Annotated in this window: 17 protein-coding genes; 7 read left to right on the top strand and 10 right to left on the bottom strand. The window is 70.3% G+C overall.

Features of this window, described 5'->3' with window-relative positions:
- The first annotated feature begins 68 nt into the window (after positions 1 to 68).
- Both cobC and K1T35_RS14130 read left to right on the top strand, forming a co-directional pair.
- On the top strand, positions 69 to 1,118 hold the full coding sequence (gene cobC / locus K1T35_RS14125; protein ID WP_220260621.1) for an Rv2231c family pyridoxal phosphate-dependent protein CobC: 1,050 nt from the start codon (positions 69 to 71) through the stop codon (positions 1,116 to 1,118).
- Positions 1,115 to 2,257, top strand: coding sequence for a Nif3-like dinuclear metal center hexameric protein (locus tag K1T35_RS14130; RefSeq protein WP_220260622.1), 1,143 nt, complete (start codon positions 1,115 to 1,117; stop codon positions 2,255 to 2,257). The genes cobC and K1T35_RS14130 overlap by 4 nt, the downstream gene beginning before the upstream one ends.
- 352 nt (positions 2,258 to 2,609) lie before the next feature.
- Here the strand turns inward: K1T35_RS14130 and K1T35_RS14135 are convergent, their stop codons facing one another.
- The 5 genes from K1T35_RS14135 to K1T35_RS14155 form a co-directional block, all read right to left on the bottom strand.
- Positions 2,610 to 2,756, bottom strand: a complete 147-nt coding sequence (locus tag K1T35_RS14135) for a hypothetical protein (RefSeq protein WP_220260623.1) — start codon at positions 2,754 to 2,756, stop codon at positions 2,610 to 2,612.
- Positions 2,757 to 3,010: 254 nt separating this feature from the next.
- Positions 3,011 to 3,184, bottom strand: coding sequence for a hypothetical protein (locus K1T35_RS14140; RefSeq protein ID WP_220260624.1), 174 nt, complete (start codon positions 3,182 to 3,184; stop codon positions 3,011 to 3,013).
- Between the two features lie 133 nt (positions 3,185 to 3,317).
- Complete coding sequence (locus K1T35_RS14145; protein ID WP_220260625.1) at positions 3,318 to 3,662, bottom strand: VOC family protein; 345 nt, start codon at positions 3,660 to 3,662, stop codon at positions 3,318 to 3,320.
- A gap of 182 nt (positions 3,663 to 3,844) precedes the next feature.
- Entirely contained in the window at positions 3,845 to 5,713 is a 1,869-nt protein-coding gene (locus tag K1T35_RS14150; protein WP_255622587.1) for an ABC transporter ATP-binding protein, read from the bottom strand.
- A gap of 26 nt (positions 5,714 to 5,739) precedes the next feature.
- A complete protein-coding gene (locus K1T35_RS14155; protein ID WP_220260626.1) occupies positions 5,740 to 7,317 on the bottom strand; it encodes an MFS transporter in 1,578 nt (525 codons plus the stop codon).
- A gap of 649 nt (positions 7,318 to 7,966) precedes the next feature.
- Here K1T35_RS14155 and K1T35_RS14160 point away from each other — a divergent pair.
- Together K1T35_RS14160 and K1T35_RS14165 are read left to right on the top strand one after the other, a co-directional pair.
- Entirely contained in the window at positions 7,967 to 9,334 is a 1,368-nt protein-coding gene (locus K1T35_RS14160) for an Nramp family divalent metal transporter (RefSeq protein ID WP_255621877.1), read from the top strand.
- Between the two features lie 61 nt (positions 9,335 to 9,395).
- Entirely contained in the window at positions 9,396 to 9,788 is a 393-nt protein-coding gene (locus K1T35_RS14165; RefSeq protein WP_220260628.1) for a hypothetical protein, read from the top strand.
- A gap of 90 nt (positions 9,789 to 9,878) precedes the next feature.
- On the opposite strand, the gene hpf is transcribed toward K1T35_RS14165, so the two are convergent.
- From hpf to K1T35_RS14185, 4 genes are all read right to left on the bottom strand, one after another.
- Entirely contained in the window at positions 9,879 to 10,373 is a 495-nt protein-coding gene (gene hpf, locus K1T35_RS14170; RefSeq protein WP_220260629.1) for a ribosome hibernation-promoting factor, HPF/YfiA family, read from the bottom strand.
- An 88-nt stretch (positions 10,374 to 10,461) separates the two neighbouring features.
- Positions 10,462 to 10,929 (bottom strand): DUF5994 family protein, encoded by a 468-nt coding sequence (locus tag K1T35_RS14175; RefSeq protein WP_220260630.1) that lies wholly within the window; start codon positions 10,927 to 10,929, stop codon positions 10,462 to 10,464.
- Between the two features lie 179 nt (positions 10,930 to 11,108).
- Positions 11,109 to 11,567, bottom strand: a complete 459-nt coding sequence (locus K1T35_RS14180; RefSeq protein WP_220260631.1) for a hypothetical protein — start codon at positions 11,565 to 11,567, stop codon at positions 11,109 to 11,111.
- Between the two features lie 174 nt (positions 11,568 to 11,741).
- Positions 11,742 to 12,998, bottom strand: a complete 1,257-nt coding sequence (locus K1T35_RS14185) for an AI-2E family transporter (protein ID WP_220260632.1) — start codon at positions 12,996 to 12,998, stop codon at positions 11,742 to 11,744.
- A 168-nt stretch (positions 12,999 to 13,166) separates the two neighbouring features.
- Here K1T35_RS14185 and K1T35_RS14190 point away from each other — a divergent pair, with 168 nt between their 5' ends.
- Complete coding sequence (locus K1T35_RS14190) at positions 13,167 to 13,496, top strand: SDR family oxidoreductase (protein WP_220262593.1); 330 nt, start codon at positions 13,167 to 13,169, stop codon at positions 13,494 to 13,496.
- Positions 13,497 to 13,870: 374 nt separating this feature from the next.
- A complete protein-coding gene (locus K1T35_RS14195) occupies positions 13,871 to 14,065 on the top strand; it encodes an RGCVC family protein (RefSeq protein ID WP_220262594.1) in 195 nt (64 codons plus the stop codon).
- Positions 14,066 to 14,801: 736 nt separating this feature from the next.
- On the opposite strand, the gene K1T35_RS14200 is transcribed toward K1T35_RS14195, so the two are convergent.
- Positions 14,802 to 15,779 carry an acyl-CoA desaturase gene (locus tag K1T35_RS14200; protein ID WP_220260633.1) on the bottom strand — a complete coding sequence of 326 codons (978 nt, stop codon included), beginning with the start codon at positions 15,777 to 15,779 and terminating at the stop codon, positions 14,802 to 14,804.
- 238 nt (positions 15,780 to 16,017) lie between these two features.
- Here K1T35_RS14200 and K1T35_RS14205 point away from each other — a divergent pair, with 238 nt between their 5' ends.
- Positions 16,018 to 16,743: a TetR/AcrR family transcriptional regulator C-terminal domain-containing protein gene (locus tag K1T35_RS14205; RefSeq protein ID WP_255621878.1), complete on the top strand. Its 726-nt coding sequence runs from the start codon at positions 16,018 to 16,020 to the stop codon at positions 16,741 to 16,743.
- Positions 16,744 to 16,746 lie beyond the last annotated feature (3 nt).

A 16,746-nucleotide genomic window follows, 5' to 3' on the forward strand; every position in this document is an offset into this window, starting at 1 on the left:
TGAAGTCCGCACGGGGTGTGTGAAGTGGCGGCGAAACCCGCTTTCGGCGCCGCCGTACCCTTCCCGCCATGGATCTTGCGTCCTTGCGGCATCACGGGGACGTCGATGCCGGCCCGGGGTTGCTGGACTTCGCCGTCAACGTTCAGGGGAGTGGGCCGCCGCCGTGGTTGCGGGATCGGCTCGTCGTCGCGCTCGACGGGATCGGGCGTTACCCGGCCGCCTCCCATGACCTGCTGGCGCGGGAGGCGGTGGCGCGGCGGCACTCGCGCCGGCCGGAGGAGGTGCTCGTCCTCGCGGGGAGCGCAGAGGGGTTCGCGCTGCTCCCTGCGCTGCGGCCGCGACTGGCCGCCGTCGTGCACCCGGGGTTCACCGAGCCTGAGGCGGCGCTGCGGGCCGCCGGGGTCGAGGTCGTCCACGTGCTCACCGACGAGGCCGACGGCCACCGGCTGCACCCCGACGCCGTACCCGCCGAGGCCGACCTCGTCGTGATCGGCAACCCGACCAACCCCACGGGCGTCCTGCACCCGGCCGCGGACGTCCGCGCGCTCGCCGCCCCGGAGCGCGTGCTGCTCGTCGACGAGGCGTTCGCCGACGCGATCCCTGGCGAGCCCGAGTCCCTCGCGGGCGCCGCCGACGTGCCAGGGCTGCTGGTCTTCCGCAGCCTCACGAAGACATGGGCGCTCGCAGGCCTGCGCGCCGGGTACGCGCTGGGCGATCCGGAGCTGCTCGCACGGCTGGCCGCGCCGCGCCCGCCCTGGCCCGTCTCGACGCTCGCGCTGGAGGCCGTGATCGGGTGCTCGATGCCGTCGGCGGTGGAGGAGTCCCGCAACGCGGCGGAGCGGCTGGCCGATGCGCGGGCCGAGCAGGCCGAGCGGCTGGCGGACGTCCCGGGCGTCACGGTGCTGCCCGGCACCGCGCCCTACCTGCTGCTGCGGCTGCCGGACGGGCAGGGCGAGCGGGTACGCGCGGCGCTGCGCGCGGCCGCGATCGCGGTCCGGCGCGGTGACACGTTCCCCGGGCTCGGGCCGGACCACATTCGGGTCGCCGTGCGTCCCGCGACCCAGGTCACGCGCCTGGTGACGGCGTTGACCGAGGCGCTCGCGGCGGTGGCGGCGTGACCGCGACCGTCGGCGACGTCATCGCCGCGCTGGAGGCCGCCTACCCGCCCGCGCTCGCGGCGGAGTGGGACGCCGTCGGGCTCGTCTGCGGCGATCCGGCCGAGCCGGTCGACTCCGTGCTCTTCGCGGTGGACCCGGTGCCGGAGACCGTCGACGAGGCGGTCGGCCGCCACCAGCTGCTGGTCACCCACCACCCGCTGCTGCTTCATGGCGTGCACGGGGTGGGTGCCGACACGCCCAAGGGCGCCCTGCTGCACCGGCTCATCCGGGGCGGCACCGCGCTCTTCACCGCGCACACCAACGCCGACTCGGCCGACCCCGGCGTGTCCGACGCGCTCGCCGCCGCGATCGGGCTGGACGTCAGCGGCCCGCTGGTCAGCGAGCCGTCCGAGCCGCTCGACAAGATCGTGACGTTCATCCCGACCGGGCCGGTGATCACCGCGGTGCACGAGGCGATGTCGGCGGCGGGCGCGGGCCGGATCGGCGACTACAGCCACTGCTCGTTCGCGACCGCCGGCACCGGCCAGTTCAAGCCGCTGGAAGGCGCGAACCCGGCGATCGGGACCGTCGGCAAGCTGGAGCGGGTGGCCGAGACGAAGCTGGAGATGGTGCTGCCCCGTGCGCGCCGGGAGGCGGTGGTCGCGGCGCTCCGGGCCACGCACCCCTACGAGGAGCCTGCGTTCGACGTGTTCGAGCTCGCCGACCTGGCGTCGTCGCGCGGCCTGGGCCGGATCGGCACGCTGCCCGGGCCCGAGCCGCTGTCGGCGTTCGCGGCGCGGGTGCGCGCGGCGCTTCCCGAGACGGCGTGGGGCGTGCGCGCGGCCGGTGACCCGGACCGGCCGATCCACTCGGTCGCGGTCTGCGGCGGCGCGGGCGACTCCGCGCTGGATGCGGCCACCCGCGCCGGCGTCGACGCCTACGTCACCGCGGACCTGCGCCACCACCCCGCGTCCGAGCACCTCCTCGCCGGCACGGTCGGCCGCGCGACCCCCGCGCTCGTGGACGTGGCGCACTGGGCGTCGGAGTGGCCATGGTGTGCGCAGGCGGCCGGCGTGGTGCACGCGGCGCTCGGGGACCGCATGGAGGTCACGGTGTCCACGCGCCGCACCGACCCGTGGAGCATCGGCGACGCCGGCTGACGGCACCGGGGAGTTCATGACGGTGCTGCTCGTCGCCCGCGACCAGATCGGCACCCGCGCGGCGGCGAGAGTTCATCCGGCTCAGAACGGACGTGGAACGCCTGTTGCACGGTTCCGCGACCGGAGGCGTTGCAGCCATCAACTCCGAGAGACTGCCAAACGTGACGATCGGCGCGCCCCCTGGCACCGTGGAACCGGAGTAGGCTGGTATGGCACGGGACTTTCAGCTGCGGCCTCCGGATCTGCGTCGGAGTTCTGTGTCGGTAGATTCGATCATCCTCGGGACCGAGAAGGGGGAGCGCCGACAATCGTCGGCCCTCGATCGCCTCATCCGGTCCGTTGTGACGCGCCGTCATCGACCGCGCAACACCCGCGGCCGGTAGGCGGTGTCGACTTCGGACGGCGTCGGCGCCTCGTCCGATCCCGAGCTGCGCCAGGAAGGAACGGCAGCGATGATCACGTTTTTCGGGGCGATTATTTTCGCGACGGTCATCGCCATCGGCGCGCTCGACCGCAACAGCGGCCTGCGCCTCCTTCAGAAGTATGAATCACCGTGGCGTGCACATTCCCGACCTCCGCGACGTAATACGCCCAAGTCGGTACGGCGAGGTCGAGCCCGCGACTCCTGAGTGTTCTGTCCACAGCGCCCCGCAATCGAGCGGTCATCGCAGATACTGGCGGCCGACTCACATGCTTGCGTGTTGGCATGGACCGTCGTTGCCTTCGGCCTCCGATGGCCATGGATCAACTGTTCTAGGTCCTGCTCTTCACTACGCCGGCGACGGGGTGCAGGTCTCGCTCGAGAAGGGCGTACGCCTCGGCGAGGTCGCGAATTCCTGCCGGGCTGTTTCCCACGTTCGGAGCTGACTTGATGATCGCCTTGAGGACGGCCTCGCGGGCTTGCTCGCTGAGATTCTTGTCGACCATGAGGGCTGACGCTACTCGTCGGCGCAGGTCCGAGCACGATCGTGGAGATCGTCCGTGGACGTCGAGTGCCAAGATCGGTTCGCAGAGACGCCGGAGGGTCGCACTGAAGTCGAGTACCGGGGCCGAGCCGGGGTCAGTGAGCTGCCGGCTGGTGGAGGCCGAAGCGGACGCCTTGGTCGTCGCGACACGCGGTGAACCGGCCGAATCCCTCAGCTTCCGGGCCCGGGTCGTCGGCCTGACCACCGGCCTGGCGGACCCGGGCGATGGCGGCCTCGATGTCGGGTACCGCGAAGTAGATCTCGATCCTGTGCTCGGGATCGTCGTCGTGGATCCCACCGCGGGCGCCCGGTGTCTCGATCCAGGACATGTCGCTATCAGGCCATGCGTGGAAGGCCCAGTCGAAGACGTGAGAATAGAAGGTGCGCGCACGTGTGGCGTCCGGGACGCCGATCTCGAAGAACGATGGTTCACCGGCCATGGCTGATTCATCTCTGCTCGTGGTTTGTCTCCACGATGAACCTACGCGCGGGATGGCTGCGGCGTATTGGACGTTTGGGTCGCCACGATCGGCGTAACGACTGACCCGGGCCTGAGAGTCAGTAGGGGCCTGCGCGCCGCGGGCGGTGACCCAGTGGCTTGCTGGTCAGGACCCGCTTCGCATCAGCCGACCACTTCGATCTCGCGTGCCGGCGCACCGGACGGCTGGTCGAACTGGGTGTGGTGCAGCTCCGCGTAGCGGCCGCCGCGGGCGAGCAGCTCCGTGTGCGTGCCGCGCTCGACGATCCGGCCCGCCTCCAGCACCAGGATCTGATCGGCCGCGCGGATCGTGGAGAGCCGGTGTGCGATCACGATCGAGGTGCGCCCGACCAGCGCCTCGGTGAGGGCTTCCTGCACGGCCACCTCGGAGGTGGAGTCCAGGTGCGCGGTGGCCTCGTCGAGCACGACGACCCGAGGCCGGGCGAGCAGCATCCGGGCGATCGCGAGCCGCTGCCGCTCGCCACCGGAGAGCCGGTAGCCGCGCTCGCCGACGACCGTCTCCAGGCCGTCGGGAAGCGACGCGATCATGTCGGCGAGCCGGGCGCGGCGCAGCACGTCCCACAGCTGCGGCTCGTCGGCCTCGGGCCGGGCCAGCAGCAGGTTGGACCGGATCGACTCGTGGAACAGGTGCCCGTCCTGGGTGACCAGGCCGAGGGTGGCGCGGATCGTGTCGAACGACAGTCGGCACACGTCGACCTCGCCGATGCGGATCGCCCCGGCGTCGACGTCGTAGAGGCGCGGAAGAAGTTGCGCGATGGTCGACTTGCCTGCACCGGAGGATCCGACGAGTGCGATCAGCTGCCCGGGCTCTGCCCGGAACGTCACGTCGTGCAGGACCTCGTCGCCGCCGCGGGCGTCGAGCTGAGCGACCTCCTCCAGCGACGCCAGTGAAACCTTGTCCGCTGCCGGGTAGCCGAAGCCGACGGCGTCGAGCTCCACCGACAGCGGACCCGCGGGCAGCGGCAGCGGGGTGGCCGGCTCGGCGATCAGCGGTGGCAGGTCGAGCACCTCGAACACCCGCTCGAAGCTGACCAGTGCGCTCATCACCTCGACCCGGGCGCTGGCCAGTGCGGTGAGCGGGGCGTAGAGGCGGGTGAGCAGCAGCGCCAGCGCGACCACGTCGCCGGCGGCCAGGCCGCCGTTCAGCGCGAAGTAGCCGCCCAGGCCGTAGACCAGGGCGAGCGCGAGCGCGGAGACGAGGGTGAGCGCCGAGACGAAGATCCACTGCACCATGGCGGTGCGGATCCCGATGTCGCGCACCCGCGCGGCGCGGGCGACGAACTCGCGGGTCTCGTCGTCGGGTCGCCCGAACAGCTTGATCAGCGTGGCGCCGGGCGCGGAGAACCGCTCGGTCATCTGCGTGCCCATCGCGGCGTCGTGGTCGGCCGCCTCGCGTTGCATGCTCGCGAGCCGTCGGCCCATCCGCCGCGCCGGCAGGACGAACACCGGTAGCAACACCAGCGCGAGCAGCGTGACCTGCCAGGACAGGCTGAGCATCACGACCAGGGTGAGTGCCAGCGTGACGACGTTCCCGACCACCCCGGACAGGGTGTCGCTGAACGCGCGCTGCGCGCCGATGACGTCGTTGTTGAGCCTGCTGACGAGCGCGCCGGTGCGGGTGCGGGTGAAGAACGCGATCGGCTGGCGTTGTACGTGGTCGAACACCGCGGCGCGCAGGTCGAGGATGAGGCCCTCGCCGAGGTGGGATGAGAACCAGCGCTGGACGATCCCGACGCCGGCCTCGGCGACCGCAATGGCCGCGATCAGCACCGCGAGCCCGACCACCGCACCGAGCGGGCCGCCGTGCACGATCGCGTCGACGACCCGGCCCGCCAGCACGGGGATGGCGACCGCGAGGACCGCCCCGACGACGCTGACCACCAGGAACGCGGCCATGCGGCAGCGATGCGGTCGTGCGAACGCCGCGATCCGACGCAATGTGGCCATCGAGAACGGGCGTTGCTCCTGGTGATCGTTCGCGGCCCGGTACATCGAGTGCCACGCGACCATCTCCATGCTCATCGCTGACCCACCTGCTCGCTCGCCGTGCTCGGATCGGAGTGCGCGATGTCCGGACCGGCGCCCGCCCGGCGCAGCACGATCGCGGCGACGACGGCAACGCCCGCGAGCGCCACCGCGGACACGGCGGCTGCCAGCTGGAGACCGTCGGTGAACGCGTTCCCGGCGGTGACGAGCAGCCCCGGCGGCAGCTGGTCGGCCACCCCGGTGGCACCGCCGAGGGTGTCGCGGGCCGCCTCGGCGGCCTCGGGGGTGACGCCCTCGGCGACCACGTCGAGCATCTGGCCGCGGTAGACCGCGACGCCGATGCTGCCGAGCAGGGCGATGCCCAACGCCAGCCCGAGCTCCTGGGTGGTCTCCGACACGGCCGACGCCGCTCCCGCCCGCTCCGGCGGGGCCGAGCCCAGGACGACATCCACGCCCAACGCCGAGACCGGCATCAGCCCGGCGAAGACGATCGTCAGCCCGGCCACGACCGCCGTGAGCCCGGACGCGGCGTCGGCCCGGCTCACCACCGCGAAGCCGAGCGCTGCCAGCGCCAGGCCTGCGGCCATCACGAAGCCCGGACGAACCCGGCGCACGACCAGCGGCGCGAGCAGCATCGCCAGGATCCCCACCCCCAGCGGGGGCAGCATCCACAGGCCCGCGTGCAACGGTGAGAGCCCCAGGACCAGCTGCAGGTACTGCGCGACGAGGTAGCTCACCCCGCCCATGACGATCGCGCCGAGGGTGAGTGCCCCGAGCGAGACGCTGAACGTGCGCGCCGCGAACAGCCGCAGGTCGATCAACGGGTCGGCGAGCGTGCGCTGCCGTCGGGCGAACGCGACGCCGGCGACCAGCCCGGCGGCGATCGCCAGGGCGGGGAGCAAGCCGAGGCCGTCGGCGGCGATCTCCTTGAGCCCGTAGATCACGCCCAGCACGGCGGCCAGCACCAGCGCTGCGCTGGGCAGGTCCAACCGGCCGGCGTGGCGGTCGCGGTACTCGGGCAGCAGGATCGGCCCGGCCACCAGCAGCAACACCATGACCGGTACACCGATCAGGAACGCCGAGCCCCACCAGAAGAACTCCAGCAGCGCACCGCCCACCAGCGGGCCGAGCGCCGCGCCGGCCAGGAAGCTGGTGAACCAGATCGAGATCGCCACGGTGCGCTGCTCGGGATGGTGGAACATGTTCCGGATCAGCGCGAGGGTCGACGGCGCAAGCGTCGCGCCGGCGACGCCGAGCAGTGCGCGCGCGGCGATCAGCATCTCAGCGCTCGTCGAGAACGCCGCGAGAACCGACGCGACGCCGAACGCGGCGGCACCGATGAGCAGCAGCCGGCGGCGGCCGACGCGGTCGCCCAGTGTGCCCATCGTGATCAGGAACCCGGCGATCATGAAGCCGTAGATGTCGACGATCCACAGCAGCTGTGAGCTGCTCGGCATCAGGTCGGCGCTCAGGCTCGGCACCGCCAGGTGCAGCACGGTCAGGTCCATCGACACCAGCAGCATCGGGAGTGCCAACACCGCGAGTCCCCACCACTCGCGCCGCCCGGCCCGGGTCTTGTCGATCGCTGCGTGGTTCGGATGCGGCTCCATGCCGGCTCCCAAGAGTTGGGTAGTGCCACGTTGGCATCCGGCCGGGATGTGCGGTCGTTCGAGGCGATGAACCCACGCTCGCACTGCGAACCTGGCGACGGCGGCCGCGTGGTGGCAGCCGGCCCAGGAGCGGGTCTCGTGAATCGACTTGCCGGCGGGGTCTCGACCGACCGGGTGCTGCGGATCCGTGGAGACCCGCCGCCTACCCGTGACGGTACAACCTGAAGCTAAGTTGAGGTCCAGACCGAGTCGTGGAACCCGGCATCCTGGGGGAGGCGGGGCGACCTCGGAGACCAAACTCTCCGGGCCGCCCCTTGATCCAGATCCTCGTGAGCGAGGACATGGACCCACATCGAGTATGCCCCGGTCGGTCCGACCCCACTCAAAGCCGTCTCGTCACGGCTCGCACTTCCTCGGCAGGCGTTGCTCGATCTTGGCCGTGCCATCGCGATCACCGGAGTTGACGGCCCGACGCCGGCACCGTTGACTGCTCACGGCGTCACCGGGCGTTGCGGATCACTTCTGCTGCCCCGCGGACCCGACCTGCGAGGAAGGGCATGTACCGATGGCAATACCAACGAGCCCGAGTGCTGATCAGACCGGCTTCGCGCTTCCCAGCAAACACCTTCCCGCGGTCACGGTCCGGGACATGCCCGAGCCGCCGGTGCAGACGTGGAAGATCATCGGCCCCGGCGTCGTCGGCGCCGGCATCGGGCTGGCTTCCGGTGAGTTCATCCTCTGGCCCTACATCGCCTCGCAGATCGGCCTGGTGTTCCTCTGGGGCGCGGCGATCGGGGTGCTGACCCAGTGGTTCATCAACATGGAGATCGAGCGCTACACGCTCGCCACCGGCGAGACCGCGCTCACCGGCTTCAGCCGGATGTGGCGGCACTGGGGCCTCGTCTTCGTCGTGATGACCTACTTCGCGAACCTGTGGCCGGGCTGGGCGACGAGCTCGGCGACCTTGTTCACCTACCTCTTCGGCGGCGGCGACGCCAACCTCATCGCGATCGGCATGCTGCTCGTGATCGGCGCCTCGCTGACGCTGGCGCCGGTGGTCTACGTCATGGTCGAGCGCGTCATCTTCCTCAAGGTCGCGGCGATCGTGGTGTTCGTCGTCATCGCGGCCGTCTTCGCCATCACCGCCGCCACCTGGCAGAGCCTGCCGTCCGCGGTCACGAGCTTCGGCCAGGTACCGGCCGGGGAGCTCGGGTGGGCACTCGTGCTCGGAGCGGTCGTCTTCGCCGGAGCCGGTGGTGGTCAGAACCTGTGCCAGAGCAACTGGATCCGCGACAAGGGATTCGGCATGGGCGCCCACATCCCGCGGCTGGTGAGTCCGATCACCGGGCACGAGGAGGCGGCCCCGTCGACCGGTTTCGTGTTCGAGCCCACCGAGGCGAACCTCTCCCGTTGGCGCCGCTGGTGGCGGTTCGCCAACTGGGAGCAGATGCTCACCGTCCCGGTGATCACGATCTTCACGATTGCGTTCATGTCGATGCTCGCCTCGTCCACCGTCTTCGGACGCGAGGACCTCCCCAACGGCATCGGTTTCCTCGACATCGAGGCTCAGGTGCTCGGTGAAACGGTCGGTCCGTGGTTCGGCGCGCTCTTCCTCGTCATCGGCGCCTTCTCCCTCTTCGCGGCTGCGATGGGCATCGTCGACTACACCAGCAGGCTCGCGGCCGACCAGCTCAAGACCTCATACCTGCGCAAGTCCACGATCAGCGAGAGCAAGCTCTATTTCGGGCTGGTGTGGGGCCTGGTGGGGATCGGGATCCTCGTGCTGCTGGCCGGCCTCGACCAGCCGCTCGTCCTACTCGTCATCTCGGCTTGCGTCGGCGGCGGGATGATGTTCATCTACTCGATCCTGCTGCTGGTTCTCAACCGGCGGACGTTGCCCGCGCCGCTGAAGATCCGGTCCTACCGGATCGCCGCCATGGTCTGGTCCATCCTGCTGTTCGGGGTGCTATCCGTCATCACCGTCATCCAGCAGGGCCAGAAGCTCTTCGGCGGGTAGCGAGAGATCATCTTCGCCCCTACTGATCGCGATCGGTGGCTGTGCCGGGCACGATCTCGGTATGGCTGCCATCAGGTCCGGCTCCGACCTCGACCTCGACGGGCTTCGATTCGCGATGGTGTCGTCAACGGCGAGCGAGGTCGATCCGGCATCGCCCACGATCTTCGACTACCACGAGCGCGACGGGATGATCTGGGGCGAGTACGAGGGCGACACGGTACGCATCGGCCGCTTCGTCGGCACGCGTGCGGACCGGCGGATCTCGATCCAGTTCACGCACGTCGTCGCGGCCACCGGTGTGATCGTGAGTGGCGCCGCGGAGAGCCGCATCGAGCAGCACGACGGCGGGCTGCGGCTCGTGGAGGAGTTCCGCACGGCCGACGGCGACCAGGTCAGTATCTGCGCGCAGATCGGCCCTGGTCGTGCCGCCCATGGACACCGCTCGCCCGGATGACCCGCGTCGTGCACGAGCACTACGCAGCAGCTCATCGAGCGCTACGCGGCCGTCAGGGGTCATCAGACCTGTTGACGGCCGCAACTCCGGCTAGTCGGACGGGTCGGTGGTGTGGATGCTGGCGAGTGCGGCGGTCGCGGCGGCAACCGATGTGGGGTTGTGCTGGCCGTGGTGCACCAGACGACGGTCGTGAGTCCGGCGGAGCCGCTCCTCGAGTTTGCCGGCCGCGAGCTCGAGAGCGGCGGAGACGTCGGGGCCGTACGCTTCGGCGCGCATCGTCGGGCCTCGTCCGCTGCCGGTGATCTCGACCCGGTGGCTCGTCTTGGGCCGGCGCGGGTTCTTCTCGTGGTCGATCACGACGTCGAAGTGGACGACGTGGCTGCTGTAGCGCCCGAGACGGGCCAGTCTGTGAGCGATGTGCGCGCGATACCGGTCGGGCGCATCGATGTTGCGCCCCGTCACGACGATCTCCATGCCGGTGTCGGGGGTGTCCTGGAGCTTCCTCGGTTCCATGTGACTCCGATGCTGTGGTTTGGATGTTCTGGCGTGGGATGAACGACGCCGGCTGACGACCTCACGGTCCATGGGCGATTCGACACGTCCAGCATCGCCTGCGCGATGAGCGACTGTCCGACCGGCGCTGTGTCGATTTCGACGCTCCCGCCGTCGGTTCCTAGCGATTGACCGGATCTGGCTCGGCTGGCCGCGGAACCGGTTGGTGTGGTGTCGGAGCACCGGCTGCGATCGCGAGACAGGCGAGCGCAAGAATCGTGGCGGTGTCAGAGGGAATCATCATCAGGTCGAGTCGCGAGCGGCGTGAGCCGATCAAGCTGATCGTGTGTGCGTCCCGCTCACCGAACCAGTCGAGCCGAACTTCCCGACCCTCGATGCCCATGATCATCTGGGGCCGACCGTCCCATGCCGCGGCGTTCAGTGTGATCCGGCGCACCGGGTCCAGCCGGTCGGTGACAGCGGCGACGAGCGCCGGCAGCTCCGTCGCCGGATCCCGGCTCCGCGGCCACCAACCGCCGTCCGGGAGTCCATCGGCGGTCGGCGAGCGTGGAAACACCAGCCGCAGGTCGTCGTGCGCGGACGTGATGCGGAGAACCGCTTTGTGCAGAGAATTCCCGAGAACCGACAACACGTCGGCGCTCCCGCCTCCGGTCTCGAACCGGCTGCCTGCGCTGGCGACGACTCCGACGTGGACGTCGGCGCTCGATGTGCCGCCAGTCACCGCACCCTACTCCCATCCGTTCGCTCCGAGTGCCGGAAATACCGCAGCGCGCGTATCCACTGATCACCTGGCCGGCCGACCTGTCTTCACACGTTGTTCTGGGCCGTCGCCGCCGAGGGCTCGCCGCCGAGATGGCCGAAGGACCATCCCGAGACCTCCGACATCCGGCCGCGCCAGTACATCCCCGCAACCGGCAGCGGACTGACACCGGGAGCAATCACGCGAGCTTCGCGCAAGTGGATGTAGGTGTTGCGGTCCTCTTGGGCGATGAGGCGCGTGTAACGGTCGGGGAGGTGTTCAGTTGCCTCCCGGGCAGCCCGATGCTCGTCACGAGCCTGCACGAGTGACTCCGCGACGCCCTCGAACAGGCTTGCCCAACCACCGTGCTCGTCGTCGATCGAACCGCCGGTGTGAACGACGAAGGCGGCCCGGGCCGTGTGCTCCACCTCATCGAACCACTGCCAGTCCGGGATGACCGACCCGCTGACGATCAAGCCACCCAAGGTGAGTACGACACCCGGACCGTCGTCCTGGATCTCACTCATGTCATTGATCGCCCCGACGACGGCTGCGAGCGCTCGGTCGACCTGCGGTGCGCCACCACTCTGAGCCATGCTGCGGATTGTCCTCTCCGCCGGTCCGCGTCGGGTCCGGTCCCGGACGCCAGCCAGATCGGCTCGCCCGGCTCCGCCGCTTCAGTGCTGGGTGCCGGAGGCTTGTCAGCCGGTGAGCGTCGCTTGCCGGTCCACGTCGGGTTCGTCGGGGCCGGTGGCTTCGGGTTCGCTGGTGTGCACGTCTTGTGGACGGGTGTGCCGGTCGGCGTCGCTGCGCAGCGAGCGGATCGCGGAGTTCAGCACGGCGAGCAGCGGCACGGCGAGCAGCGCCCCGGCGATGCCGGCGGTGAGCAGCCCTGCCGCGATGGCGAGGATCACGGCGAGTGGGTGGAGCTTCACGGCCCGGCCGAGCAGCAGGGGCTGCAGGATGTGGCCCTCGAGCTGCATGATCCCGACGATGATGGCCAGCACGATCAAGGCCGATACCGGGCCATGGGCGACGAGGGCGATGAGTACGGCGACCCCGCCGGTGACCACGGCACCGATAATCGGCACGAATGCGCCGAGGAAGACGAGCGCTGCGAGCGGGACGGCGAGCGGGATGCGGAGCACGGCCAGCCCGATCCCGATGGCGACGGCGTCGACGACCGCGACGACCGCGGTTGCGCGGATGTAGCTCACGAGCGCGGCCAGGCTGCGACGTCCGGCCACGTCCACCCGGGTGCGGACTTCTGCTGGCGCCGCACTCAGGAGGAACTCCCAGATGCCTCGCCCGCTGTGCAGGAAGAAGATGAGGGTGAACACCACGAGCAGGAGCTCGGTGACCATCTGCCCGATCGTCGCCGCGGTGGTGAGCGCCCCGACGGTGATGGACGACTGGTTGGCGCTCAGCGTCGCGAGCACCTCGTCCTGGGCGCCGCGCAACTGTTGCTCGCTGAGCTGCAGTGGACCCGTGGTCAGCCAGGTCACGATGGTGTCGACGCTGGTGGAGAGCTGGTTGCCCAGCTCGGGAAGACCGCGGATGAAGGTGATGATCACGAACGTGAGCACGCCGCCGAGTCCGGCGAGGCCGCCCACCATCACCAGTGCGGTCGCCAGGGCCCGGGGTACGTGGTGCCGGGTGAGCCGGCCGACGGCGGGTGACAGCAGCGCGGCGAGGAGCAGGGCGATCGCGACGGGGACGACGATCGCCGCCAGGTAGGCCACCACTGTGCCGATCACGGCCAGCGCGGCGACGACGACGAGCAGCCGCCAGCTCAGGGCCGCGCTGATCCGGAGGGTCCTGGGGACGGACGCTCGGATGTCGTCCGGTGGATCGGACCGGGTTCGGTCGTCTCGGGCCGGCCGGGAGCGCGGTGGTCGAGCGGTAGCGGCCGGGTCGCCTGGAGAAGGCGCTGGCGGGGGTCTTTCGGTGGTCGCCATCGCGTCTCCCTCATCGTGCTCGCGGGTGGCGTACCCACTGGCGGCCCAGCCCATGTGCTCGAGACAGGCGGCGCAGGACCGGACGCTGCGGACTCGTCGACTGAGCCGGTTGCGTGGGCGACATCGTCGGCTACGCGGCATTCGTCGGGTCGGCTGTCGATCAGATCGATGGACCTGACCTGCCGCCTGTCGCCGAATCCCGGCTGCGACACCAGGTGTCCGCGTCGCCGCCGCGTGAACTCGGTGTCCCCGGGGCCGGTGCTCGCCCCGTGGTGGACCGATGAGGGCGGCGCTGCGGACATCATCGCCGCGAAGGCGGGAACGGACAGGGACAGCGTGCTGAACAGAGTCGGCCCGGAGATGATGGGCCTGGCCACCGGCCGGCTCGTCGATCCGCAGGAGATCGCTGACGTGGTCGCGCTGCTCGTCTCGCCGCGTTCGGCCAGCACGACCGGATCTGAGTTCGCGGTCGACGCCGGGTTCCTCAAGGAGCCGTGACCGCCCGACAGCCGTCGTGCACCGCCCGGGCATTACGAGCGTGGGCGCGCTCGCGGTCCGCTACATTGGGCAGTAGTCGCGGTTCTCGCGATGTGGCTCCGCCCGAGACCCCGGTCGCCATGAGGTGCAACGAGGGGATCCCGAATGGAGCCGCCCATTCCTCCGGTGATGCTCGACGTGAACCGGCGATCGGCCGGCGTTTTCGCCGAGCTGGCCCAGGTGATCCGGCAAGCTGGCTGCACGAGCAGATCTTCCGCGGACGGCGGGCCAACGACGCGGTCGGGCGCCGTTGCGCGCTTCGGCGCGGTGAGGCCATGAGACAAGCGCCCGCCGGGATCCGCCACCACCAGACGAGTCAGGAACAGAACATGCCCATGATCGACGCCCCACCAGCAGCCGTCCCATCCACCGGAGGACGGGCCGATCGCGCCTGTGCCGCTTGCCCCCACGACCGGGATGCCCACGACGCGATCGGAACGAGATTCTGCTCGGCAACGAGCGCCCGCGGGCTGCACCGCGGCTGCGTCTGCGTCGGCGTGGCTCTCGCGTCCGGGCAGCGGGATCGCTGAGCACCGTCATTCCGCACAGATCCGTGACGTGCTGTCGGACTGCCGGTCTCCGCCGGACAGGATGGCATCAGCCCACCGCGTGGGCGCCCCGAATGTCATGGACGCGGGCCGCAGCCGGTCCCGATTTGATCCGAACGGGGCCCCGATCCGCGGTATCGGCGTGAATCGCAGCCAACTGGCGCGGGTGCGCTGGCCATGCCCGGTGAGCGAATTCGACTCGGTCCGCGATGGAGTGGCTCATCTGTGGTCTCCCGGCGGGATGTGTCCCCGCGCATCGGTGTTCGTTCGCACCGGGGGGCAGGGGTGAGTGGCGCCGGACCAGGCACCTTCTGCTTTCCCGGACATCGGGTCTCGACCGGTTGTCTCCGGTCGAGACCCGGCGCCTGTGGGCAGCGGGATCTCGCCCCCGCAAGACAGTGCCACCAGCAGGTGGGGTTCCGGTTGGTCCGGGGAAGCGCGACATCGTCGATACGCCCACCCGGAACTGCACTACGCGTGAAAGCGGGCACCGGGGGTCGCGCCTAGACGGCGAGCCGTCCGCCGTACAGCGCCGATCGGTGGGCGGCGGGAGCGCGGGATGGGCGTGGGGTGGGCCGGCCACCCGAAGTCGCTACTCGTTCGGCCGGCTCGGGTCGCGCAGCGCGGTCCGTCAACCCGCGGACTGAGACGATCAGCCCGTCGTCGCCACCGTGAGGACGACGACGGGCGCGTCGAGCTGTCGCGACCGGTGGTTGAGTCAGCTCGTGACGTCTAGCTTCGCGAGGCGGGTGGGGGTGGGCCAGCGCACGTCGCGGGCCCAGCCCAGCTTCTCGAACGCCCAGATCAGGCGGGCGGACAAGTCGATCTGACCGGGTCGCACGCCGTGGCGGGCGCAGGTGGGGTCGGCGTGGTGCAGGTTGTGCCACGACTCGCCGAGGGACAGCAGCGCCAGCGGCCAGAAGTTGGTCGCCTTGCCCTGCGCGGCGAAGGGGCGCTCGCCGACCATGTGGCAGATCGAGTTGATCGACCAGGTGACGTGGTGCAGCACGGCCACGCGGACCAGCCCGGCCCAGAAGAACGCCGTGACGGCGCCCCAGAACGACATGGTGATCAGGCCACCGAGCAGGGCGGGCGCGAGCAGGCTGATCGCGGTCAACAGCGGGAACAGCCGGCTGATCCGGGCGATGTCGCGGTCGGCGAGCAGGTCGGGGGTGAAGCGCTCTGCGTTCGTGCGGTCCTTGCCGAACAGCCAGCCGAAGTGGGCGTGGAAGAAGCCCTTGGCCAGCGCGGCGGGAGTGGTGCCGAAGAGCCACGGGGAGTGCGGGTCGCCTTCCTTGTCGGAGAAGGCGTGGTGGCGGCGGTGGTCGGCGACCCAGGTGATGACGTCGCCCTGCATGGCCATGCTGCCCGCGACCGCCAGTCCGCTCCGTAGACCTCGGTTCGCCTTGAACGCCCGGTGGGTGAGGTGGCGGTGGAAGCCGACGGTGACGCCGAAGGCGGACAGGAGGTAGAAGCCCACGGCGAGGCCGATGTCGGTCCAGCTCAGCGCCCAGCCCCAGGCCAGCGGTATGGCCGCGAGCAGGGCGAACGTCGGGATCAGGGTGAAGGTGTAGACGAGCACCCTCTCGCCGGGCGGGCGTTGACCGGCGAGGACGGGTTTTGCGCCGCCGCGCCGTGAATCGCTTGTGGGCGGTGCGCCGCCGCGGGCGGCGGACGCGGGGGTCAACGTCGTCATTTCGGATTCTCCTCTGTTGTCGGATGTGCAGCAGCCGTCTGGGTGGCTGGGGAAGCCCTGCGGCGTGACGTCCGCGGGCGTCCCGGGGCGTCCATCAATGGGTTACCCGGGGATCGTCAGCTGTAGCGCTACGGTTGGAACTACGATGTAGCGCTACGATGTAGACTCTACGGTCTAGCAGGCAGATCTTCTGCCGATGGTGGGGCAACACACGATGGCGAGCACGGAGGTGAGTGAGGTGGACGGTGACGCCGACCGCGGCACAGCGCTCGACAGCACGACAGTCGGGCGACGGGTCAGGCGACGCACCGGGCTGTCCCGCGCCGACGTACTCAGCGCGGCGTTGGCGCTGGTCGATGCCGACGGGGTCGAGGCGCTGTCCATGCGGCGGCTCGGCAAGTCGCTCGGCCGTGATCCGATGCGGCTGTATCGCCATGCGCCCAGCAAGGACGACCTGATAGACGGGGTCGTCGAGTTCGCGCTGGCCGAGCTGCCGGTTCCCGCGATGCCCGAGAGCGGCGACTGGGAAGAGGCGCTACGCCGCGCCGCGCACGCCTTCCGCGCGCTCGCCCTCGCCCACCCGCATGTCGTGCCGCTGATGGTGACCCGGCCGCTGGCCACCCCGCTGGCCATGCGCCCGCTCGGCACGTTGCGCCCGCTCGAGGCCCTGTTGGACCTGTTCGTCGAAGCCGGATTCGACGGATGCGGCGCGCTGCACGCCTACCGGCTCTACGTCGGTTTCCTCTACGGACACGTGCTCAACGAGCTGCAGGAGCGCGTGCACGACCCGGACGAGAGAGACCACCTGCTGCGGCTGGGCCTCCACCGGCTGCCTGCCCGCGAATTCCCGTGGTTGCGCGCGCTGGCCGGTGAGCTCGCCGCATACGACGGCGAACGGGAGCTCGACGAAGGCCTCGACATCATCCTGGAGGGCCTGCGTTCCCGAACGACGCAGTGCGAATGAGCT

This window comes from Pseudonocardia sp. DSM 110487, from assembly GCF_019468565.1.
Taxonomy (GTDB): Bacteria; Actinomycetota; Actinomycetes; order Mycobacteriales; family Pseudonocardiaceae; genus Pseudonocardia.